This window comes from Roseateles sp. GW821-FHT09H11 (assembly GCF_059415845.1).
On record NZ_JBWKOA010000004.1, the window covers coordinates 587,863 to 610,117 of the forward strand.

17 protein-coding genes are annotated in these 22,255 nt (G+C 69.4%); 7 read left to right on the plus strand and 10 right to left on the minus strand.

Features of this window, described 5'->3' with window-relative positions; all coding sequences use genetic code 11:
• Positions 1 to 20 precede the first annotated feature (20 nt).
• The 4 genes from AC07PR_RS16615 to AC07PR_RS16630 all read right to left on the minus strand — a co-directional run bounded on the left by AC07PR_RS16615 (position 21) and on the right by AC07PR_RS16630 (position 6,492).
• Positions 21 to 1,535 carry an extracellular catalytic domain type 2 short-chain-length polyhydroxyalkanoate depolymerase gene (locus AC07PR_RS16615; RefSeq protein ID WP_495135933.1) on the minus strand — a complete coding sequence of 505 codons (1,515 nt, stop codon included), beginning with the start codon at positions 1,533 to 1,535 and terminating at the stop codon, positions 21 to 23.
• A 56-nt stretch (positions 1,536 to 1,591) separates the two neighbouring features.
• A complete protein-coding gene (locus AC07PR_RS16620; RefSeq protein WP_495135934.1) occupies positions 1,592 to 2,794 on the minus strand; it encodes a substrate-binding domain-containing protein in 1,203 nt (400 codons plus the stop codon).
• A 329-nt stretch (positions 2,795 to 3,123) separates the two neighbouring features.
• Positions 3,124 to 4,749: a methyl-accepting chemotaxis protein gene (locus AC07PR_RS16625; RefSeq protein ID WP_495135935.1), complete on the minus strand. Its 1,626-nt coding sequence runs from the start codon at positions 4,747 to 4,749 to the stop codon at positions 3,124 to 3,126.
• Between the two features lie 183 nt (positions 4,750 to 4,932).
• Positions 4,933 to 6,492, minus strand: a complete 1,560-nt coding sequence (locus AC07PR_RS16630; protein WP_495135936.1) for a sigma-54 interaction domain-containing protein — start codon at positions 6,490 to 6,492, stop codon at positions 4,933 to 4,935.
• A gap of 227 nt (positions 6,493 to 6,719) precedes the next feature.
• Here AC07PR_RS16630 and AC07PR_RS16635 point away from each other — a divergent pair, with 227 nt between their 5' ends.
• The 5 genes from AC07PR_RS16635 to AC07PR_RS16655 all read left to right on the plus strand — a co-directional run bounded on the left by AC07PR_RS16635 (position 6,720) and on the right by AC07PR_RS16655 (position 13,505).
• Complete coding sequence (locus AC07PR_RS16635) at positions 6,720 to 8,018, plus strand: malonyl-CoA decarboxylase domain-containing protein (protein ID WP_495135937.1); 1,299 nt, start codon at positions 6,720 to 6,722, stop codon at positions 8,016 to 8,018.
• Between the two features lie 103 nt (positions 8,019 to 8,121).
• Positions 8,122 to 9,126 carry a Bug family tripartite tricarboxylate transporter substrate binding protein gene (locus AC07PR_RS16640; RefSeq protein WP_483108903.1) on the plus strand — a complete coding sequence of 335 codons (1,005 nt, stop codon included), beginning with the start codon at positions 8,122 to 8,124 and terminating at the stop codon, positions 9,124 to 9,126.
• Positions 9,127 to 9,174: 48 nt separating this feature from the next.
• Positions 9,175 to 10,743, plus strand: coding sequence for a malonate--CoA ligase (locus AC07PR_RS16645; protein WP_495135938.1), 1,569 nt, complete (start codon positions 9,175 to 9,177; stop codon positions 10,741 to 10,743).
• A gap of 22 nt (positions 10,744 to 10,765) precedes the next feature.
• Positions 10,766 to 11,041 carry a cysteine-rich CWC family protein gene (locus AC07PR_RS16650; protein WP_377157569.1) on the plus strand — a complete coding sequence of 92 codons (276 nt, stop codon included), beginning with the start codon at positions 10,766 to 10,768 and terminating at the stop codon, positions 11,039 to 11,041.
• A 31-nt stretch (positions 11,042 to 11,072) separates the two neighbouring features.
• Complete coding sequence (locus AC07PR_RS16655) at positions 11,073 to 13,505, plus strand: diguanylate cyclase domain-containing protein (RefSeq protein WP_495135939.1); 2,433 nt, start codon at positions 11,073 to 11,075, stop codon at positions 13,503 to 13,505.
• Positions 13,506 to 13,550: 45 nt separating this feature from the next.
• Here AC07PR_RS16655 and AC07PR_RS16660 read toward each other — a convergent pair whose 3' ends face one another.
• From AC07PR_RS16660 to AC07PR_RS16675, 4 genes are all read right to left on the minus strand, one after another.
• The gene (locus AC07PR_RS16660) at positions 13,551 to 14,129 is read right to left on the minus strand and encodes a 3'-5' exonuclease (protein ID WP_377157573.1); all 579 of its coding nucleotides are present in this window, start codon (positions 14,127 to 14,129) and stop codon (positions 13,551 to 13,553) included.
• Between the two features lie 52 nt (positions 14,130 to 14,181).
• Positions 14,182 to 15,231 (minus strand): VTT domain-containing protein, encoded by a 1,050-nt coding sequence (locus tag AC07PR_RS16665; RefSeq protein WP_495135940.1) that lies wholly within the window; start codon positions 15,229 to 15,231, stop codon positions 14,182 to 14,184.
• A gap of 61 nt (positions 15,232 to 15,292) precedes the next feature.
• Positions 15,293 to 15,979 carry a class I SAM-dependent methyltransferase gene (locus AC07PR_RS16670; RefSeq protein ID WP_377157575.1) on the minus strand — a complete coding sequence of 229 codons (687 nt, stop codon included), beginning with the start codon at positions 15,977 to 15,979 and terminating at the stop codon, positions 15,293 to 15,295.
• A 114-nt stretch (positions 15,980 to 16,093) separates the two neighbouring features.
• Positions 16,094 to 16,684, minus strand: a complete 591-nt coding sequence (locus AC07PR_RS16675) for a DUF3455 domain-containing protein (protein ID WP_377157576.1) — start codon at positions 16,682 to 16,684, stop codon at positions 16,094 to 16,096.
• Positions 16,685 to 16,941: 257 nt separating this feature from the next.
• Here AC07PR_RS16675 and AC07PR_RS16680 point away from each other — a divergent pair, with 257 nt between their 5' ends.
• Positions 16,942 to 17,388: a hypothetical protein gene (locus tag AC07PR_RS16680; RefSeq protein WP_431101735.1), complete on the plus strand. Its 447-nt coding sequence runs from the start codon at positions 16,942 to 16,944 to the stop codon at positions 17,386 to 17,388.
• A gap of 130 nt (positions 17,389 to 17,518) precedes the next feature.
• Here AC07PR_RS16680 and AC07PR_RS16685 read toward each other — a convergent pair whose 3' ends face one another.
• A complete protein-coding gene (locus AC07PR_RS16685; RefSeq protein ID WP_495135941.1) occupies positions 17,519 to 20,500 on the minus strand; it encodes an adenosylcobalamin-dependent ribonucleoside-diphosphate reductase in 2,982 nt (993 codons plus the stop codon).
• A gap of 321 nt (positions 20,501 to 20,821) precedes the next feature.
• On the opposite strand from AC07PR_RS16685, the gene AC07PR_RS16690 reads away from it, so the two are divergent.
• Entirely contained in the window at positions 20,822 to 21,472 is a 651-nt protein-coding gene (locus AC07PR_RS16690) for a hypothetical protein (RefSeq protein WP_377157580.1), read from the plus strand.
• A 44-nt stretch (positions 21,473 to 21,516) separates the two neighbouring features.
• Here the strand turns inward: AC07PR_RS16690 and AC07PR_RS16695 are convergent, their stop codons facing one another.
• Positions 21,517 to 22,167 (minus strand): DUF1134 domain-containing protein, encoded by a 651-nt coding sequence (locus tag AC07PR_RS16695; protein ID WP_431101731.1) that lies wholly within the window; start codon positions 22,165 to 22,167, stop codon positions 21,517 to 21,519.
• Positions 22,168 to 22,255 lie beyond the last annotated feature (88 nt).

The window sequence follows — 22,255 nt, forward strand, 5'->3', positions numbered from 1 at the left end:
TCCAGGCGCGATCGCCGCCCTCAGGGGCAGGTGCCGATCACGTAGTAGTTGGGGCCGGTCTGCTTCAGCGTCGTCGTGATGAAGACGTTCCACAAGCCCATGTTCTGGTTGGAGCCGTTGGCCAGGGCATATCCGCCACTCTGATGGGCGCGCCCCGCCGTCGTGTGGGCATAGTTGGTCGCGGTGAAGCAGGTGGCCGCGGCGCCGGTCGTGGTCCCGCTGACCGGGGCGGAAGCGGCGCCCTCGAAGCCTCCGCCGTCGACCGCACGCACGGTCCAGCCGTAGGTGGTCGCAGGAGACAGGCCGGTGTCGCCGTAGCTGGTGCCGGTCACGGCCGACGCGTTGACCTTGGTGCCGTTGCGGTAGACGTTGTAGCCCGACGCGCCGGTGACGGCGGCCCAGCCGATCGTCATCGTGGTGTTGGTCGCGCCGGTGGCCGTCACCGACGCCGGCGCCGGCAGCGTGCCGGGCGTGCCGCCGCCGCCCGAGGACACCTGGTCCACCATGGCCTTGATCGCCGCGATCTGCGTGCCGGCCTTCTGCGCGAAGTTGGAGCCGTACCAGCCGACCCAGTCCCAGCAACCATTCGGGTTGGGCAGCAGGCCGCTGGCCGAGGTCGATCGCGAGGTGTTGTCGACCTTGGTCTGCGGGAACAGCACGACGATGTTGTTGGTGTCGGCCCAGCGCGAGAAGCCGGTGTTCCTCACGAACTTGTCGCCGATGGTCGCGTAGTTCTGCTGGCAGCCGTGCAGCGCGACGTGCAGCTTGCAGACCTGGCCGGCCGCGCAGTTGGCCGGCACGTAGGCCCAACCGGTCGCGGCGAGGCCGGGATTCGTGCTGAACGCGGTCTGGTCGAACTCGATGTAGTTGGCCGCGGCGGGGCTGTTGTTGCGCGCGCTCAGCGTGCCGTAGAGCTTCGTGAGCACCGCCTTCGCCCCGTCGTAGCCGCAGTTGGCGATGTAGGGCGACGCACTGGTGCCGCAGCTGTTGTTGCCGGTGGCGTCGAAGTCGGTGGGCAGCACGTGGGCGGTACCGCTGCGCTGGACGTACTCGAGGTTGGCCGCCATGACGCCGTTGTTGAGGTACTGCGTCTGCACCGCGTTCATCGGATTGGGACCGACCGTGGTGTCGCTCGTGCCGACGAACAGGTAGACCTTCTGCGAGGCGACGTTGCTCTTGGCGTCGATCGCCGTGCCGCTCCAGTTGTTGAGGTCGGCCTGCATCGTGTTCAGCGCGGACGACGAGATCGTCGCGTTGTACATGCAGGCGGTGTAGTTGCTGTGGCCGGCGCACATGTACGGCCCGCCGGCGAAGACGCCGACGCCCTTGAACGTCGATGAATGCGCGTAACCGAGCTGGTTGGCCATGAAGCCGCCCGAGGACAGGCCCGACACGGTGATCTGGGTCTTGTCGATGTTGAGCGAGGGCAGCGGCACGGCGGCGTGACCGACGCCCGCCGACAGGAACGACGCGGCCACCACGGCGGTGGGAACGAGAAAGCGGACTGCGGAACTTCTGACAACGGATGACTTCATCGGAAACCTCCTGGATGTCGACGGACCTTCAACGCTGGATGCTGGTCGCTCAGCGCTCAGCGCTTGTTGCGAATCGGAATGTTCATCTCCTCCGGCTTGATCTCGCGCACCAGCTCGGGCACGCCCCAGGCGAAGGCCGGATCCACCTTGATCCTGAAGTGGTACATCGACTGCATCGCCTGGTGGTCCTCGGGCCGGAAGGTCATGCGGCCCTTGGGTGTCTCGAAGCTCATGCCCTCCATGGCCTTGATGAGCTTGTTGGTCGCCGTGTCGCCCGCGGTCTTCTTGAGCGCCTCGACGACCGCGATCGCCGCGCTCATGCCGCCGGCGGTGAAGAAATCAGGCGGCGTCTTGAACTGCTTGTAATGGTTGGCGACCAGCCATTCATTGACCGGGTTCTTCGGGATGCCGAAGTAGTAGTAGGTCGCGCCCTCCATGCCGGGCAGCGCCTTGTACGCGGCCATCGCGGGCAGGATGTTGCCGCCGGTGGCGATCTCGATGCCGTAGCGCTTGAGGTCGAGATCGGCGATCTTGAACGGGTTCCCCGCGCCGGCCCAGATGATGAAAATCACCTTGCGGCCGGGCTGGTCCTTGAGCCGGTCGATGAGCCGCTGCGCACCGGCGGTGAAGTCGGTCGTGGTGGTCGGCAGGTATTCCTCATGGACCAGCTTGGCCTTCTTGATCGCATCCTTGAAGGCCTTCACGCCGTCACGGCCGAAGGCATAGTCCTGCGCCAGCGTCGCGATCACGGTGCCCGGCTTGTCGAGCGCGACCGCGTTGGAGATCGCATCCTGCGAGCTGTTGCGGCCGGTCCGGAAGATGTACTTGTTCCACTTGTCGCCGGTGATCGAGTCGGCGACCGCGGGCTCGACCAGCAGGATCTTCTTGTACTCCTCGGCCACCGGCAGCAATGCAAGCGCGACGCCGGACGAGGACGGGCCGACGGCGATGTCGGCCTTGTCGTCCCCGTAGGCCGCGGCCAGCAGGCTCTTGCCCACGTCGGGCTTGCCCTGGTCGTCCTTCTCGATGACGACGAGCTTGCGGCCCGCCACCGTCATCGTGCCGCCGGTCGCGTAGTCCAGGCCCATCAGGAAACCGGTCTGCGTCTGCTTGCCGTAAGCCTCGAGGGGGCCGGTGCGGCTGTAGACATGGGCGATGCGGATTTCCTTGCCTTGCGCAAACGCCGCTGTGGTCGCGCCGAAAGCGGCGGACAGCGCCAAGACCGCACCGGTCGCGGCGCGGATGAAGCCATGGGTCATGGAACTTGTCTCCTGTTGGGGCGGATCGGTCGTGCGCCGGTCTCGAGGAGCCTCCTTCGCAAGGTCCATGCCGACGTCGGTCGGCCAGGCGCGGGCTCTCCACGACTCAGGGGGCATCCCTCCGGGAACCCCCAGAGTCATTCCGGCCCCAACGAGGCTCGCTGACCTCGCGCCTATCCGTGAGACCGGTGGGATCAGCTCCCGGAATGACAACGCCGCTGTCCGGGTTCCAGACAGCGGCGTGCGGTGGCGATCAGAACCTTGTCCGGAAATCGGGCAGTGTCCGGAGTCCAGACAGCAGCGCCGTTCGGCGCGCCGTTGGGTAGGCGTCAGGTGCGGAAGGTCGCCACGTGTTCGTTGAGCAGCCGGGCCTGCTGCTGCAGCGATTCGGCGGCGGCAGCGGTCTCTTCAACCAATGCCGCGTTCTGTTGCGTCATGTCGTCCAGGTGCTTCACGGCCTGGTTGATCTGGGCCAAACCGTCGGACTGGCCCGCGCTGGACTGGCTGATCTCGGCGACCGTGCCGCTGACCTGCTGCACCGACTGCAGGATCTGACCCATCGCTTCGCCGGCGCGACCCACCTGGGCGCCGCCCGCGTCGACGCGCGAGACCGAGTCGTTGATCAGCGCCTTGATCTCCTTGGCCGCGTTGGCGCTGCGCTGCGCGAGCGCACGCACTTCCGAAGCCACGACCGCGAAACCTCGACCCTGCTCGCCCGCGCGGGCCGCCTCGACGGCCGCGTTCAGGGCGAGGATGTTGGTCTGGAAGGCCACGCCGTCGATGACGGAGATGATGTCGGCGATCTTGCGGCTGGCGCCGGCGATGCCGTCCATGGTCTGCACCACTTCGCCCATCACGTCGGCGCCGAGCTTGGCGCGATCGGCCGCACCGATGGCCAGCTGATTGGTCTGGTGCGCGGCCTGCGCGGAGTGCGTGACCTGTTGCGTCAGCTCATGCATCGACGCCGCCGTCTGCTGCAGGCTGGAGGCCGCCTGCTCGCTGCGCTGCGACAGGTCCTGGCTGCCCATCGCAACCTCGCGCGACGCATGCTGGATGGAGTCCGTGGCGTCGCGGATGGCGCGCACCAGATCGCTGAGTCGGCCCTGCATCGCGGCGACCTGCGTCAGCACCTGGCCGATCTCGTCGTTGCCCACATCCTCCCGACCCATCACCTGCGTGCGCAGATCGCCGTTGGCGACGGCCTCGACGACCTCGCGCATCTGGTTGAGCCGGCGCTTGAGGCCGCGCGCGAACCATTCGACCGCGACCAGCGCGGCGATGCCCACGGCGATCACCAGCACCAGCGCGACCGTCGCGTCGCGACGGGCGATGCCGGACACGTCGTCGATGTAGACGCCGGAGCCGATCACCCAGCCCCAGGGCTTGAAGCCGGCGACGTAGGAACGCTTCGGTTCCGGATCCTTGGCGCCGGGCTTGGGCCACAGGTAGTCGACGAAGCCGCTGCCCTGCGCCTTGACCGTGTCGACGAAAGCGACGAACAGCTTCAGGCCGTTCGGGTCCTTGTTGCCGGACAGGTCCTTGTCGTTGAGCTCCGGCTTGATCGGATGCATGACCATCTTGGGCGTCATGTCGTTGATCCAGATGTACTCGTTGCCGGAGTAACGGATCTTGCCGATCTCGGCGGCGGCCTGCTTCTTCGCGTCAGCCTCAGTGAGGCCGCCGGCGCCGATGCGGTCGAAGTGGCGCTTCGCGATCTGCTCGGCGTTCTTCACCTGCTCGACCGTCGTGATCATCTTGACGTCCAGCAGGCTCATCGCGGAGCGGTGGCTGAGCCACATCACGAGGACGACGAAACCGACCACCGCGGCCAGCACCGCCACGCGCAGCTTGGTGGCCATCGTCCAGGCCCGAGGGGCCGTTCCCTTCGAGGTCGTCCGGGCGCCGGAGGGCGCGTCCGCATGCAAGCCGGTCGCAGTCGTGGTGAGCGTGTTCATGAAGTCTCCTGGGCGGGCCGGTCCATCCGGTCCTCGTCGTCTGCCCTGGTCTCGAATATGCGCATGTCGCACGGTGTGCGGCAAGCCCCTCGAACCCTCGATGAAGCCCTTGAACACAGGCCAAACGTGACGATGTGACGTCGCGTACTCCCTCCATTCAGGGGTCGTGCGCTGTCGTACGCGTCAGGCTGAGGCGAGCTCGGGGTATTTCGCCAGCTTCTCGTAGAGCGTGGCGCGGGAGATCGCCAGCAGCCTCGCCGCGGCGACGCGGTTGCCATTGGTGCTCCTCAAGGCCTGCGCGATGGCGGCGCGCTCCAGCTCGGCCTTGCGGGCGGGCAAGGTCTCCGTGGGACCGAGCCCACGTTGCGGAGGCCGGTGCCCCTCCTCGCTCCCACTTCTCCTCACGCTCGAAAGGTCGCTCGGAGGGGCACCGGCCTCCGCAACGTCCGCATCGCTCGTGGTGATCGCCGTGGGCGCGGTGGGCGCGGTGGTGGTGGTCGGGGTCGCCGTCTCGTGGAGTCCGAAATGTCTCGGGAGCAATTCGTCCTCGTCGCTCATCAGGAAGGCCTGTTCCAGCGCGTTGCGCAACTCGCGCACGTTGCCGGGCCAGGTCTTGCCTTCGAGCGCCCGGAGCGCCGCGGCGCTCAAGGTCTTCGGCGCCAGGCCGCTGCGCCGCGTGATGTCCGCCAGCAGGACCTCGACCAGCGTCTCGATGTCCCCGCACCGCTCGCGCAGCGCGGGCAGGCGGATCGGCAGGACGTTGAGCCGGTAGAAGAGATCGGCGCGGAACTCGCCGCGCTGCACCATCGCCCCGAGGTCGCGGCTGGTCGCCGCGATCACGCGGACGTCGACCTTCACGACCTCGTTGCTGCCCAGCGGCTCCAGCTCCTGCTCCTGCAGCACGCGCAGCAACTTGGCCTGCAGCGCCGGGGGCATGTCGCCGATCTCGTCGAGGAAGAGCGTGCCGCCGTCGGCCAGCCTGAACTTGCCGTCGCGCCCCTTGCGATCGGCGCCGGTGTAGGCGCCGGGCGCGACGCCGAAGAACTCCGCCTCCAGCAGCGTCTCCGGCACGGCGGCGATGTTCACCGACACGAGCGGCTTCGCCGCGCGCCGGGAGGCCGCGTGGATGGCGTGCGCAAGCAGCTCCTTGCCGGTGCCCGTCTCGCCGAGCAGCAGCACCGTCGCCTCGGTCTGCGCGACGCGGCGCGCATGGCGCTTGACCTCGACCGCGGCCGCGCTCGATCCGACGAAGTCGACGATGCGGTGCTTGGCGCGGCGGTTGCGGGACTGCTCGGCGGCGAGCTGTCGTCGCGTGTCGTCGAGCTCCGCCTGCAGGCACGCGAACTTGTTCATCAGCGGCTGCATCGTCGTTTCGGGATGGTCCAGCAGGACCATGCCCATCGCGCCGATGACGTCGCCGCCCGGCCCGCGCAGCGGCAGCCGGCTGACGAGGAAGGTGCCCGCCTTGTTGGTCAGCAGGTCCACGAGGATGGGCTGGCCGGTGTCGATGACCTGCGCCATCAGGGTGTTGGGGACGACCTCCTCGACGCGGCGGCCGACGAACTCGGATTCGTCGCGGAAGCCGAGCGCGGGCAGGAAGCGCTTGTAGCCCTCGCTGATCCAGACGACGCGGTGCTCGCGGTTGACCACCATCGCGCCCTGCGCGGTGCTGGCCAGCACGTCGAACATCGACTGCGCCGCCAGCCGGAGCACCGCTTCGGCATCCTGGGGAATGTCGTTCATGGCTTGTCTCCTGGACGTTCGTCCTGGCCTTTGTCCCGGGCGCGTCGGGGCGGCCCGCGGGTGTCCGGGTCGGGCTGCCGCCGCGCGGCGCCGCCTCGGATCTGATGCGGACCAATGTAGCAGCCGCCTCGCCGGTGCGAGGGCCGTCCCGGGAGGCGAACGCCCTGGGGAATCCCCGAGGCGGTCGTCGAGCCGCACGGGAGGCGATCCGGCTATAAACCGCCCTCATGGCCATCGTGGATTCCTGGACTTCGGCGCGCGCGGCAAGGCAGGTGCTGTCGTTGGCGCACAAGCTGCTGTCGGAACGCGGGCAGGCGAACAGCCTGGGCCTGGCCCATGACCTGATCGGCCGCATGGGGGCGCTGCCCGTGGACGCCTGGCCGGCGGTCTTCGACAGGCTGGCCGCCGATTTCAATCCCGTGCCGGACGCGGTGCTGCGCGCCGCGCAGGCCTATGCCGACGCGCCCGGCACCGAGACGCTGCGTCAGCTGACCGACGTCAGCGAGCCGCCGCGGCAGGAACTGTTCCGCCGCCTGAACCGCGCGCCCGGCGGCACGGGCACGCTGGTCCGCATGCGGCGCCGGCTGCTGGAGGGCCTGTCCTCGCACCCGGACTGGCGCATGGTGGACGCCGACCTGCTGCACCTGCTGTCCTCGTGGTTCAACCCCGGCTTCCTGGAGATGCGACAGGTCGACTGGCACTCGCCGGCACACTTGCTGGAACAGATCATCCGCCACGAGGCCGTGCATGCGATCGACGGCTGGGACGACCTGCGTCGACGCCTGCTGCCGGACCGACGGCTGTTCGCGTTCTTCCATCCGCAGTTGCCGAACGAGCCGCTGATCTTCGTGGAGATCGCGCTGCTGCCCGACATGCCGGACGCGATCGCGCCGCTGATCGGCAAGCGCAGCGAACCGATGCCGCCGAACAGCTTCAAGACCGCCGTCTTCTATTCGATCAGCAACTGCGAGCCGGGGCTGCGCGGCGTGTCGCTGGGCAACTTCCTGATCAAGCGCGTGGCCGAGCATCTGAGGCAGGAGCTGCCGCGGCTCAAGCAGTTCTGCACGCTGTCGCCGATCCCGGGCTTCGCGGCCTGGCTGCAGGCGATCCGGGCGACGGACGACGAGTCCGCCACCCTCTCCGCGCTTTCCGGCCTGAAGCCGGCGCAACGCGCGCGCATCGCGGAAGCGCTCGCACGATTGAAGCACCACACACCGGCCGAGCTCGCCAGCCCGGGAGCCCTCGACGACGAGGCCCTGCAGGCCGACCTGCGCCGCCTGGCCGCCGTCTACCTCATCGCCCAGACGCCGCTGCCCGGCGGCGATCCGGTCGCGCGTTTCCACCTCGACAACGGCGCCCGCCTGGAGCGACTCAATCCCGGCGGCGACCGCTCGGCCAAAGGACTGAAACAGTCGCACGGGATGATGGTCAATTACCTCTACGACCTCGACCGCATCGAGCAACACCACGAAGCCTTCACCCAGGGAGAGATCGCGACGGCGCGCGCCGTGGGCGGTCTGCTCTGACCCTTCCGCATCCCTTCCGCATCCCTTCCGCATCCCCATTCCGCAACCCTTGCCTACCGACACCGTGGCCCGCAGAGGCCCCCAGGACCCACAGGAGACACGCATGACCCAGAGTTCCACGACCCGCCGCCGCCTGCTGGGCGCCGCCGCCCTGGCTTCCCTGTCCGCCGCGGGCGCGGGCATCGCGCCGTCGGCGTTCGCGCAGGCCACCTGGCCGAGCCGGCCAGTGGTCATCGTCGTGCCCTTCCCGGCCGGCGGCGGCACCGACGCCTTCGCGCGGCCGCTGACCGCCGTGCTGACCAAGCAGACCGGCAAGCAGTTCATCATCGACAACAAGGGCGGCGCCGGCGGCACCGTGGGGGCGACGATCGCGTCCAAGGCCGCGCCGGACGGCTACACCTTCTTCATGGGCGCGGTGCATCACGCGATCGCGCCGGCGATGTACCCGAAGCTCGACTACAAGCTCGAGGAGGACTTCATCCCCGTCGCCCTGGTCTCCAGCGTGCCGCAGGTCATCGTGATCAATCCGCAGAAGGTGCCCGTCACCGACGTGAAGGGCCTGCTGGAGCTGCTCAAGAAGAACCCCGGCAAGCTGAACTACGGCTCGGCGGGCAACGGCACCTCGCACCACCTGGCGGGCGAGCTCTTCAAGCTGCAGACGCAGACCTTCATCACCCACATCCCCTACCGCGGCGCCGGCCCGGCGCTGCAGGACCTGATGGCGGGCCAGGTGGACCTGATGTTCGACGGCCTGGGCTCGTCCGCCGCACACATCCGCGGCGGCCGCATCAAGGCGCTGGCGGTGGCCTCCTCCAAGCGCGCGCCGGGTTTCCCGGACATCCCGAGCGCCGTGGAAGCCGGCATCCCGCAGTACCAGGTCGCCACCTGGTACGGCCTGTGGGCCCCCAAGGGCACGCCGAAGGAAGTGATCGCCGCGATGCAGGCCGAACTCCGCAAGGCCTACGCGACGGAGGAACTGAAGAACATCTGGACCGGCCTGGGCACCGACATGCCGACGCTCTACGGCGACGCGTTCGGCAAGTTCGTGCACGGCGAGGTCCTGCGCTGGGCCGACGTGGTCAAGCGCAGCGGTGCGAAACTGGATTGATCCTCGATCCGATAGCGATTGCCTGAACCCCGGCCTGCGACTCCCGACATGAACGCTCCCCAGAAAGCCACCGCGAACGTCAACCTGTTCGCCGCGCTGCGCGCGAATTTCTCCGACGACCTGGACGCCTGCGCGATCGAGCTGGCCGACGGCCCCGACGCCGGCCAGCGCTACAGCTGGCGCGACATCGACCGCGCCACGGCGATGATCGCCAACCTGCTGGACTCGCTGGACCTGCCCGCGGGCAGCCGCGTCGCGGTGCAGACGGAGAAGAGCGTCGAGGCGCTGCTGCTGTACCTCGCGGTGCTGCGCGCCGGCTACGTCTACCTGCCGCTGAACACGGCCTACCAGGCCGCCGAGCTCGAGTACTTCATCGGCAACGCGGAGCCGGCGGTGGTCGTCTGCGCGGGGAAGAATTTCGGCTGGATCAGCAAGCTGGCGTTCCAGGCCAAGGTCCCGTGGGTGTTCACGCTGAACGAGGACCGCAGCGGCACGCTGCTGGATCGCGCGGTGCAGATGCCCGACACGCACCAGGTGGCCGAGAAGAAGGCCGATGACCTGGCCGCGATCCTCTACACGAGCGGCACGACCGGTCGCAGCAAGGGCGCGATGCTGAGCCACGGCAACCTGCTGTCCAACGCCGAGGTGCTCAAGCACTACTGGGGCTGGAAGGCGGACGACGTGCTGATCCACACGCTGCCGATCTTCCACGTGCACGGGCTGTTCGTCGCGTCGCACGGGGCGCTGCTGGCCGGGGCGAAGATGCTGTGGTTCAACCGCTTCGATCCGCGCGGCGTGATCGCGCGGCTGGCCGACGCGACGCTGTTCATGGGCGTGCCGACGCTGTACGTGCGGCTGCTCGAGCAGGCGACGCTGACGAAGGACGCATGCGCGCGGATGCGGCTGTTCATCAGCGGTTCCGCGCCGCTGTTGATCGAGACCTTCCACGAATGGCAGCGCCGCACCGGGTTCACGATCCTGGAGCGCTACGGCATGAGCGAGACGGTCATGCTGACGTCGAACCCGTACAAGGCCGAGGACGGCGAGCGCCGCGGCGGCACGGTCGGTTATCCGCTGCCGGGCGTGGGCCTGCGCGTCGTCGACGACGCGGGCGCGCCCTGCCCCAGCACGGGCGACGGCGAGATCGGCCACCTCCAGGTGAGCGGGCCCAACGTGTTCGCCGGCTACTGGCGCATGCCGGAGAAGACGAAGGAGGAGTTCACCGCCGACGGCTGGTTCAAGACCGGCGACGTGGGCCGGCGCGACGACCGCGGCTACGTGACGATCGTGGGGCGGAGCAAGGACCTGATCATCACCGGCGGCTACAACGTGTACCCGGCGGAGATCGAGGGCTGGCTCAACGAGCTGCCCGGCGTGGCGGAGTCGGCCGTGGTCGGCGTGCCGCATCCGGACTTCGGCGAGGGCGTGATCGCCGTGGTGGTGCCGCGATCCGGCGCCGCGCTGGACGGCGCGACGCTGGTCGCGGCGCTGAAGGACCGCATCGCCGGCTTCAAGGTGCCGAAGCGGGTCTTCGTCGAGACCGAGCTGCCGCGCAACGCGATGGGCAAGGTGCAGAAGAACCTGCTGCGCGAGCGGCATCGCGGACTGTTCGGCTGAGCATCGCCGACAATCCGTCGTCATGAGCACGCCGACGCCGCTCCCCGCCGACACGGTCAACACCCTCAACACCGCCTGCCCGCGTTGCGGCGGCGGTTTCCATTGCGGCGTGGACGACGGCTGGTGCGCCTGTTTCGGCACGCGGCTGGGCGAGGGCCTCAAGCGCGAACTCGCCGCCCGCTGGCCCGACCAGTGCCTGTGCCTGCGCTGCCTGACCGAGCTGGCCCGCGACGATCCGGACAGCCACGTGCCGGACCCGCCGAAAAACCCGCCCGAGCCCCCGTTGTTGGGCGTTTGAAGGCACACGCGGGACGACCACAATCCGACCGATGGCCGCCTCCCCATTCAGCCAGTCCGTCGCGGAGCGTCTCCAGGTGAGACGCCTGGTGGTCTTCGGCCCGTTCCTGGCGCTGGGGCTGGTGCTGCTCGTGCTGTGGGCGCTGGTGCTGTGGTTCGCGCTGCTCTATCCGAAATCGCTGGTCGAGGACCTGCAGGAAGACCTGCACAGCATCGCCCTCAACGCGGCGCAGGACACCGAGCAGCTGCTGCGCGAGACCGAAGGCAGCCTGCGCACGCTGGACCTGCTGCTGCTCACGCGCAGGAACGAACGCCAGGACCTGGACGCCACCGTGTCGCTGCTGGCCGATTCGCTGCGCGACAACTCGCGCGGGATCACCGACGTGATGCTGGCCAGCGCCGACGGCCGCCTGTGGCGCATCCCGTCGGTGACCGGCGAACCCTATGCCGACCTCGGTGCGAAGAGCTTCCTGTCCGAACTGGGCCGCCCCGGCGGACCGAGCATCATCCTCGGCACGCCGATCCGGCTGCGGCCGGGCGCCCACTTCGTCCTGCCGATGGCCACGCGCCTGAGCGCGCCGACCGGCGCCTTCACCGCGACGGTGGGCTTCATCGACCTCGACGTGCTGCTGCGCATCTACCGCACGCGGTCGATGCGCTCGGGCATGGCCGTGCTGCTGGAACGCGACGACGGCGTCGCCATGGCCCGCTGGCCCGAAGTCCCGGGCCTGGTCGGCACCAACATGCGACAGGTCCCCGGCGGCGAGGTACTGCCGCCGAGCCCGCCGGCCAGCGGCCAGTTCATGGTGACGAAAAGCCCGGCCGACGGGCGCGATCGCATCGTTTCCTACCGCGTGCTGCAGGACTACCCGCTGCGTCTGTTCGTGTCCTTCGAGCGCGACCGCATCCTCGCCGGCTACCTGCAGCAGCGGCGCGCGGTGCTGGGCTTCTCGCTGGTGGTCACGGCGATCGCCGTCGGCCTGATGGCCTGGTTCACGCGGCTGCAGCAGCGCACCCGGCTGCGCGAGGCCGAACGCGAAGCCACCGCCGACGCCTCGCCGATGGGCCTGTTCCGCTGTGATCTCCAGGGCCGCACCGTGTATGCCAACGAGACCTACCTCCGCCTGATGGAGGTCGACCGCAAGGACCTGGCCTGGGGCTGGCTGGACCGTCTCTCCCCATCGGAGCGCGAATTGACGCGCGAGCAATGGGCCGCACTGGTCGCCGTGGGGGAACCGGTCGACCGCGTGCGGCAGTTGACGCGCCGCGACGGCTCGGAACTGATGGTGCGTCTGCGGATGCGGCCGATGCGCCTGGGCGGGCGCATCGTCGCGCACGCCGGCACGATCGCCGACATCACGCCCGAGCTCGCCGCCCGACGCGAGCGCGAGCGCAGCCAGGCCGTCATGAGCGCGATGGCGCAGAGCGTCAACGTCATGATGCTGGCCGTCGACACCGATGAACGCGTGCTGTTCTGCAACAAGGCCTTCGAGCGCCGCTTCGACATCCCGGAAAGGTCCTGGCAGGGCCGCCACGCGGCGGACGTCTTCGACGACCTGTACCCGGCCGTGCATCCGCTGATCCAGCGCGCCTTCGAGGGCGAGACCAGCGTCGTCGAGATGCGCGACGACGATGGCGTCAGCCGCCCGATGCCGCTGGACGGCGACGACCGCGGCGAGACGCGCTACGTCGAGCTCACCTACGCACCGCTGCTCAACGACGACGGCGCGATCATCGGCGCCTACGGCGTCGCGCGCGACGTCACCGACGTCAAGCAGGAACAGATGCGGCTGCTGCGGGCCTCCAACACGGACCCGCTCACCGGGCTGCTCAACCGCGCCGGCTTCGCGTCGCAGGTCAACGCCGCGCTCGGGCGCGCGACGGACCGCGACGAACTGGTGGCGCTGCTGTACCTCGACCTGGACCGCTTCAAGCCCGTCAACGACGAGTACGGACATCCCGTCGGCGACGCGCTGCTGAAGGCCGTCTCCGGCAGGCTGCGCCACGCGCTGCGGCCGCAGGACCTCGTGGCCCGCGTCGGCGGCGACGAGTTCGCCGTGTTCCTCACCCATGTCGCGAAACCGGTGGACGCGCAGGTCGTCGCCGACAAGCTGGTGCATGCGCTGACGATGCCGTTCCGCATCGGTGCGCTGGAACTCCACATCGGCACCAGCGTCGGGTTCTGCGTCCAGTGGGCGCGGCAGGCCGACATCGACGATCTCGTCACACAGGCGGATGAGCAGCTCTACCGCGCGAAGCGGGCGGGGCGGGGGAGATCGAGCGGGAGCCTCTGCGCGGAGCGCAAGCCTGCGTCGGGTGCGGTGGGTGCGGCGGGCGCCGTGGGCGCGGCAGGTGCAGCGGGCGGGGCAGCCGACTCCGGCTTGCCAAGCGCGGGCTCTCCACGGGGCATGGGGGATCCCTCCAGGACCCCCAAGCCCCATTCCGGCCCCACGGAGATCAGCTGACGTCGGAACGATCCGGGATCGGCGGACGTCGTGGCCCGGTGCGGGTCAGCCGCAGTTGCCGAAGTCGCCCGGGTCGCGGCCGTCCAGCGACGCGGTCGGCGTCGATGCGCCGTGCTTCAGGCGCATCAGCGTCATCTGCAGGACCTTGGCGTCGGCGCTGGCCCGATGACGACGCAGTTGCGCCTCGGCACGGACCTCCTGCTGGACCGCGTTCCAGCGCTGGGCCTCGTCTTCGCTGAGCAGGCGGCGCAGGTCCTCGATCCGGAAACGCGGCAGGCGACCGACGCTGTCGAAGAGCTTGCTCATCCACGGGTAGTCATGACCCCAGCTGTCGGAGTAGACCGTCTGGCCCGCCAGGCGCTTGTTGAGCTCGTCGGCGACCCAGTCACGGGGGCGGCCGTGACGCAGCAGCAATTCGCGCGAGATGCCGTGCAGCGCCTCGGCCTGCTCATCCCAATGCTCCCACTCCGGCGCCGGCTGGATCAGCGAGCAGAACGGCAGGCCGCCCGCCTCGACGAATCCGATCTCGATCGGGTAGCTGCCGCGCCCGAAACCGGACGCCTCCAGGTCGAGGATGGTCGGCGCAAGGACCGGCGAGGCGACGGGCAGGACGGCAACGGTCATGGGCGCCAGTATGCAAGCGCCGGGCCAGCCGCGGGAGCCGCCCCTCCTCAGATCAGGGGACGGCGGGCGTCGCCGAGTGCAGGGCCGCCGGAGCCGCGGGAGCGGCGGCAGGTGACGTCGAGACCTTGGGCGTCTGGCCCGCCGCATCACCGTCGCCGCTGTCGCCCCGGTCCCGTCCCTGGCGTCGCTGCAGTTCGTGCCAGCCGTCCAGGCCGCCGTCCAGCGCCAGCACGCGCGGATGACCGCGCTTCATGAGCTCATGCGCGCCCTGGATGGCGGAGACCTCGTTCGGGCAGTTGCAGTAGAGGACCAGCAGGCGGTCGTCGGGCAACTGCTCGGCGTATTCCGGCAGGCGGGTCAGCGGGATGTTGAGCGCGCCCGGCAGCGTGCGCGGATCAGCGGCTCGGCCGGGATCGCTGCGGACATCGATGAAGAGCGGCGCCATGTCCTGCTCGCAGAGCGCCGCGGCGTCCTCGACGCTGATGCGCTCGACCTCGCCCTGCAGCTTCGCCATCTGGCGGCGACGCCGCCAGCGGTTGCCGATCAGGAGCGCCAGCACCGCGACGATCGCCGCGACCGCCAGCAGGCCGGCGTTGGAGAGGAAGTCCAGCACGTCCTGGATCTGGTCGCTGAAGATCAGTCCGAGCCCGAGGAAACACGCCGTCCAGACCAGTCCGGCGACGGCGTCATAGGCGATGAAACGGCGCCACCCCATGCCGAGCGCACCGGCCATCGGCGCCGCGACGACGGAGATGCCGGGCAGGAATTTCGCCGCCAGCAGCGAGCTGCCGCCCCAGCGCGCGATGAGGCTCTCGCTCTGGCGGACGCAAACGTCGGGGGACAGCGAGACGCGGCACAGCAGCCGCAGCACCCGGTGGCCGTAGCTGCGGCCGGCGATGAACCAGATGGCGTCGCCCAGGACGTTGGCCAATACCGCCGCCACGACCAGCGACACCGCCGACAGGCGCCCCGCCGCCGCCAGTCCGCCCGCGACCACCAGCAGCGGCGCCGCCGGCACCGGCGCACCGATGCGCGCGGCCAGCGTCACGAGGAAGACGAGCAGGAAGTCGTGTTGGATCAGCAGGTCGATCAGGGCGCGCATGCGGCGCATTGTCGCGGCTGCCGAGGTCACCCGTCGGCGGTGGGGCGATTCTTTCCGCCGTTCAGGACACCAGCCGGGGCGCCTTGGGCCGGGCGACGAAGGCGAACTGCACCCACTTCGTCTCCTCGAGCTGCCGTCCGAAGAGCCGGAAGGCCAGCCGGCGCTTGAGCGACGGGGTGTACCACTGCTCGTTGATGCCCTGGACGCTGACGACCTCGTAGCCGCATTCGTCGAACATGCGCTGCGCACTGGTGCGGGTGAAGAAGCGCAGATGCGTCCGGTCGCGGACGCCGCAGGGCTCGTAGCGGAAGTCGCGGTCGTGGACGAGCGGCCAGATCGTGTCCAGGTGCAGCAGGTTGGGCAGCGAGGCCAGCACCACGCCGCCCGGTGCGAGCAGCGGCGCGGCCAGGTTCAGCGCGGCCCAGGGATCGGGCATGTGCTCGAGCACGTCGTTGAAGACGATGGCGTCGAAATGGGCTTCGGGCAGCGGCAGCATCGGATCGAAGAAGCCTTGCATCACCCGGTCCAGATGGGCACCGGCGCGTTCCGCGGCCCCCGCGTCGGGCTCGACGCCCCAGACCTCGGTGCCGGGGCGGGTCTGCTTGACGGCCTCTCCGAAGGCGCCAGTGTTGCAGCCGACGTCCAGCACGCGCCGGCAGTCCTGCGGGAGGAAGGCCAGCATCTCGCGGCGCGCGGCGTGCGGATAGTCGAATCGGGCCAGGGGACTGGCGGAACGGAGAGCCGGCATGGATACCTCCTCGGCGCCCGCCACGAGCACCGCGGCGGTGCGCGAAGCATAGTCAGGAGCGCCCCCCCTCGACATCCTTCTCTTACGGGACAGGGAAGTCCCGACGGACCGGCTTCAGCGCATCGCCACCGGCGCCCAGAAGATGTAGTCCGCCTGGTAGTCGACGACCTGCTTCTGCCCGACCCCTGCGGCATCGCAGGCGGTCTGCGGCGCGACGCCGCCCTTGGTGGCCACGCGCTGGATATGGCTCACGCCCTGCATGGCGCCCATGCCGACGGCGGGATTGGCCTTCACCAGCTGCAGCGGGATGCTGCCCGGGGACGCCGGCGCCACCGCGACCTGCGTGCCGGTGACCTTGGAGCCGTCGCGGGCTTCCCAGGTGGCGGGCGGGCCGTAGTACTTGCCGACCACGGTGCTGCGCCGATCGCTCAGGGTCGCGTCCGGGCCGACGAACACCCACTCGAACTGCCCGGCCATGTCCTTCTTCGCGCGGCATTCATAGGTGATCTTGCCGACGCCGACGGTCTCCATCGACACCTTGTGCCCCTCAGGCACCTGCACGGCGGCGGGCAGGCCGGCCTGGGAGAACGCCGGGGCGTTCGAGCCCGACGGGCCGGACATGGCGCAGGCGCCCAGCAGGGCGACGGGCGCCAGCAGGACGAAGACGGACGTCGGGGACTTCGCGCGGGGGGACAAGGTGGTCATCGCAGCTCCTCAGGGTTGGCGGCAAGGCCGGAAGGCCTCACTGGAACGCTGTACGCAAACGCCGTCTTAACGGATTCGTTTTCCGCGAAAAAGGTTCGCGCACGGTCTGCGCTACGATCAGCCGATAGACCGTGAGCCTGTCATCCCGAAGTCTTCGCTTCGTCTCTCCTGTCGGAAGCCGTGCAAGTCCTCGCCTTGATTGCTTGGCGAATCTGTTCGAACCGCATGTCGCGGGGCGATTTCGGAGGAGGAGCACCATGCCTGTCCCACAAACCCTCGACGAGCTCCGTGCTTCGTTGCGGCAGAGTGTCGACGCGCTCCAGCGGCGTCAGGCCAATGAGATCCCGGAGAAGCTGATCGACCGTCTGGTCGATCTGGACTGGCTGGAATGGCATGGCGGCGGCCTTCGATTGACCACCACCGGGACCAACGTCCACCGGCAGGAGCTCGCCCGGATTCGCGCAATGGCGGAAACGTCAGGCTCATCGATCACCCCCAACCTATCGGAGGCCGATATCGCTACCCCCAACTACTCATACGAAAAACGCCAACGCGAGCTGGCCAAGAAAAAGAAGAAGGAAGAAAAGGCCCATCGCAAGGCCAGCGGTGCAGGCTCGGACGCCCCGGCGGATGAGCCGAACGCCCAGGGCGCACCGGCCGGAGGCAACGCCCCGGCGGACGACAAGCCGCAAGGCCAGGCATAAAACGCCAGGCATAAAACGCCAGGCAGAAAACGCCAGGCACAACGCCTGGCAAAGCGCTTGGCACCGCCTCAGGCGTGACGCCCGCCAGTGCGCCAGGCCCCGAGCCTGGCGTCGGGTCGGGAAGGGGCAGTCAGCCGCACTGCCCCACGAACCCGCACGCGGTGCAGAACTCGCACCCGTCGCGGTGGATGAGCGTGGCGTTGCCGCACTCGGGGCACTTCTTGCCGGCCATGGCCACAATGCCGCCGGCTTCCGAGGCAGCGCGCGCCGTCCCTGCGGCCGCTCCCGCGGCCTTCAGCGGCGCTTGCTGCATCAATCCCATGTCGACGAGCGGATAACCGTGCTCGTCCAGCACCCCCAGCATCGCGTAGCGGTGGATGACCAGTCGCGCGACATACGCGACCGTCGACGGCCACACCTGCTGCCGTCTTTCTCCCGACAGCGTCGGCACCGGCGCCATGAAGTGGCCCAGCGGCTCGCCCACGTTGAGCAGCTTGCGCAGCTTCATGCCGATCCAGCCCGGATCGAGCACGCGCATGTCCAGTGACAGCAGCCGCGCCAGTCCATCGAGCGCCTTCGGGTAATTGCCCGAGAACCCCATCGCGCAGGGCCGCGTGACGCTGCCCCCGTCGGGCGTGGGCAAGCTCACCTCCTTGAGCGTCAGCGTGAAGAGTTCGCCGGTCGCGGGGTTGTCGACGTCGACCGCCCAGGCGAGCGTCCCGGCCGTGCCGGTGCGCGGCTCCTCGCGCGAGAACATCGCGTCCAGCACCGGCGTCGGACCGCCTTCCTGCAAGGCCCCGAGCTGCTCGCAGCGCCAGCGGATCACCGCCGCCGTCGCCGCGACGACGCCCGGGAACAGCCGCGGCTCGCCGAGCGGCGGCATCGGCATCTCGAACGCGCGCTCCTCGGCGACGGTCGCCAGCGCGTCGAGCTTCAGGCGCAGCCAGGCCGCGTCATTGGCGCGCAGGTCCATCGACAGCGTCTTCGCCAGCGCGCCGAGGCCGCGCGGCTGCTCCGCGCCGTTGACCCAGACCTCGAACGGCAGCGTGCGGCCGAAGAGGCCCGCGTCCGGCCCCTCCGCCGGCAGCTCGCCGACGAAGAGCGCGAAGTCGCCATGCGGGTGGCGGATCATGGTCGACCACGCCGGATTGCCGCCCGGCATCTCGGGCCGGCTCGGCCAGCGCAGCGACGCAAGCACCGGCTTGGGCAGGCGCTCGACGCGCAAGCGCTGGTTGGGGCCGATGTCGGCCTTGAGCGGCTCCGGCCGGGCGATCGGCTCGACGCTGAGCACCGCGCCGAGCACGCTGTTCGGGCGATAGGTCGCGAGGCCCTTCAGCCCGCTCTTCCAGGCCAGGCGATAGAGATCCTGGAAGTCGGCGTAGGGATAGTCCGCCGGCACATTGACGGTCTTGGAGATGGAGGTGTCGACGTAGGGCGCGACGGCCGCGACCATCGCCTCGTGGTCCGACGCCTGCAGCTCGAGCGCGGTGACGAAGGCGTCGGTCAGCGGCGCGTCGGCGCCGAACAGGTGGCGGTAGAGCCGCCAGGCATGGTCCTCGACGGCGTACTCCTTGAAGGAGTTGTCGGGCATGCGCTTCCTGCGGGTGTAGCTCCACGAGAACGCGGGCTCGATGCCGTTGCTGGCGTTGTCGGCGAAGGCCAGCGAGATCGTGCCGGTCGGCGCGATCGACAGCAGGTGCGAGTTGCGCAGGCCCTGCGCGCGGATCTTGTCCTTCAGCCACGGCGGCAGCCGCGACGCGAAGTTGCCGCCCGACAGGTAGAGATCGGCGTTGAAGAGCGGGAACGCGCCGCGCTCGATGGCGAGGTCGGCGGACGCCTCATAGGCGGCGTCGCGCATGATCTCGCTGATGCGCCGCGCCATCGCGCGGGCGGGCTCACCGTCGTAGCGCAGGCCGAGCATCACCAGCGTGTCGCCCAGGCCCGTGAAGCCGAGCCCCACGCGCCGCTTGTTGGCGGCCTCGCGCGCCTGCTGCGGCAACGGCCACGGGGTCACGTCCAGCACGTTGTCGAGCATGCGGGTGGCGGTCCTGCAGACATCGGCGAACTCGGCCTCGTCGAACGAGGTCCTCGCCGTGAACGCGTCCTTGACGAAGACCGTCAGGTCGATCGAGCCGAGGCAGCAGCAGCCGTAGGAAGGGAGCGGTTGCTCCGCGCAAGGATTCGTCGCGCTGATCGACTCGCAGTAATGCAGGTTGTTGTCCGCATTGATCCGGTCCAGGAACAGCACCCCCGGCTCCGCGTGGTCGTAGGTGGACCGCATGACCTGGTCCCACAGCTTGCGGGCCCGCAGGCGGCGGTAGACCCACACGCCGTCCGCCCGCTGCGTCGCGCCGGCCGCGCGCTGCTTGTCGCCCGGCGCCGCCTTGTGCACGAGCTCGATGTCCGCGTCCGCCTCCACCGCCTCCATGAACGCGTCCGTCACGCCCACCGAGATGTTGAAGTTCTTCAGGTCGCCCTGGTCCTTGGCGTGGATGAACTCCTCGATGTCCGGGTGGTCGCAGCGCAGGACGCCCATCTGCGCGCCGCGCCGCGAGCCGGCCGATTCCACCGTCTCGCAGCTGCGGTCGAACACCCGCATGTAGCTCACCGGCCCCGACGCGCTCGATTGCGTCGACTTCACGTACGCGCCCTTGGGTCGGATCCGGGAGAAGTCGTACCCGACGCCGCCCCCGCGCCGCATCGTCTCGGCCGCCTCGGTCAAGGCGGTGTAGATGCCGGGATGACCGTCCTCCTCCTCCGCGATCGCGTCGCCCACCGGCTGCACGAAGCAGTTGATCAAGGTCGCCGACAGCGCCGTCCCCGCCGCCGAGGCGATCCGCCCCGCCGGCACGAAACCGCGCCGCTGCGCCGCCAGGAACTTCGCCTCCCAGTGCGCGCGCTGCTCCGGCGACTCCGCCACCGCCAGCGCCCGCGCCACGCGCGCCCGCACCTCCTCGAGGTTGCGTTCGCCGTCCTTCGCGTATTTCTCCAGCAGGACCTCGGCGCTGATGTCCTGCGGCGGGAGCGTCTCGGCGGTCGCCTGCAACGGCAGTTGCGACGAGGCCGCGGACACGGTGGAAGGAACGGACGGGGGCACGGTCTGCTGGGTCATGCGGGGGTCTCCATCAGCGTCAACACAAGGGTCCCGGACCATCCTAGTCCCGCCTTGCCCAGCGTCCTGTCCCTCATCCACGAATGCGTCATGGCCTCGACGCGTGATCGTCATCCGCTCCGCCTGCCGCACCGATCCTTCAGCCGTCGCGATCACCACATCCGCTCGTCACCAAGCAGTGGTCCACGTGTCCACCGGTAAGCACGCACTTGCGGCGCGCACACCATTTGATGCGACTGCAACGACGTTTCCCCGGGTTGGCCCCATAGTTTGGTCGGATAGCGGACGCTATTCTTTTCGGTTATGACTCCCGATAAGGTCTTGCGGTCCAGCCCCAACACGTTGGGCGATCTGGAACAAGGCTGCGCCGATGCCCGTCGTCTGATCCTGGACGGCCAACTCGACGCAGCGCGCTCTCGTCTGGACGAGCTGCGCAAGATCCACGGCGACAACCACGCGCCGGTGCAGGAAACCTTCAGCGCCCTGGCCGAGGCGCATGGCGACTTCAACGTCGCCCTCGCCCACTTCAAGCGCTTCCATCTGCTGGCCATCGAGTCCGGCGCGTCCTCGCCGCTGGCTTCGCGCGATCAGTTGCTCGCGCGGCTCGTCGAGCGCCAGCAGCAGAACTCCCCGGACATGGCCTGGTGCCTGGTGGCGCTGGGCGCGGCACGCGCGCCCGCCGGCGCGCTGCCGCACATGCTGCGCCAGCAGTGCCGCGCACAGGACGTGCTCGCGCTCGGGCAGGGCGAGGCCATGCTCATGCTGCTGCACGACGTCGACCTGCCCACCGGCCGCAAGGTCTGCGAGCGCTTCCGCGCGGTGTGGATGCAGCAGCAACCGGCGGCCGGTCCGCTCAGCATGGGCCTCACGGCCTGGCGCGGCCCTGGCGATACCGGCAGCGGCCTGCTCGGCCGTGCCGAGCAGGCGCTCGCGCGCAGCCAGCGCGAAGGCGCGCCGCTGCGCACCGGCTGAACGCCGGCCGAGCGCCGGCGACCGCCACCGGCCGCCTTCCGACCTCAGAACGGATTGATCGACTTCTCGCGCCGGTAGTGGACGTAGCCGACGCTCGCCCCGGCGCGCAGTCCCACGCCCAGCCGGATCGGCGCCAGCGTGATGCCGTTGGCGCGCTGGTAGTTCACGCCCGCGCCGCCGATGTAGTACAGGCTGCCGTCCACGCCGGGGAAGCGGCGATAGATCGCGCTGGCCTTCGGCAGCTTGTAGACCAGCGTGAAGACCTTCGACGCATTGCCGCCGACGTCGAACCCCACCGACGGCCCCGCCCAGTAGACCTTGCCACCGCCGCCGCGCTTCATGATCAGCTGGCCATCGCCGTAGCGCAGGCCGACCGTCACCGCGCCGCTGGCTTCCTGGCCCTTGATGTAGGCGTTCGGGCGCCCTTGGTCCTTGAAGGCCTTCTCGATCACCTTGGCCAGGCCTTCGGTCGTTTCGCCGAAAAACTCGGTCGCTTCATGCAGGACCGAGTCCTGGTCGTAGGTGTCATCCTCGTTGTCGGCGGCCAGCGCCGGCAGCACGGCCAGTCCAGGCGGCAGCACCAGCCCCGCGGCGGCATAGCGGCCCAGCCGTCCCAGCGCGTCGCGGCGCGTGCGCATCGACGGCGCCTCGCTGAGATCGATCAGCCCCTCGGTGGGGATGTCATGACGGTCCATGTGAATCTCCGGGTAAGTCTGAATGGCGTCGGGTGATGGCGTCGCCCGCGCCGGGTCGGGTGGGACGGCAAAGGAAGTGCCCGCCCTC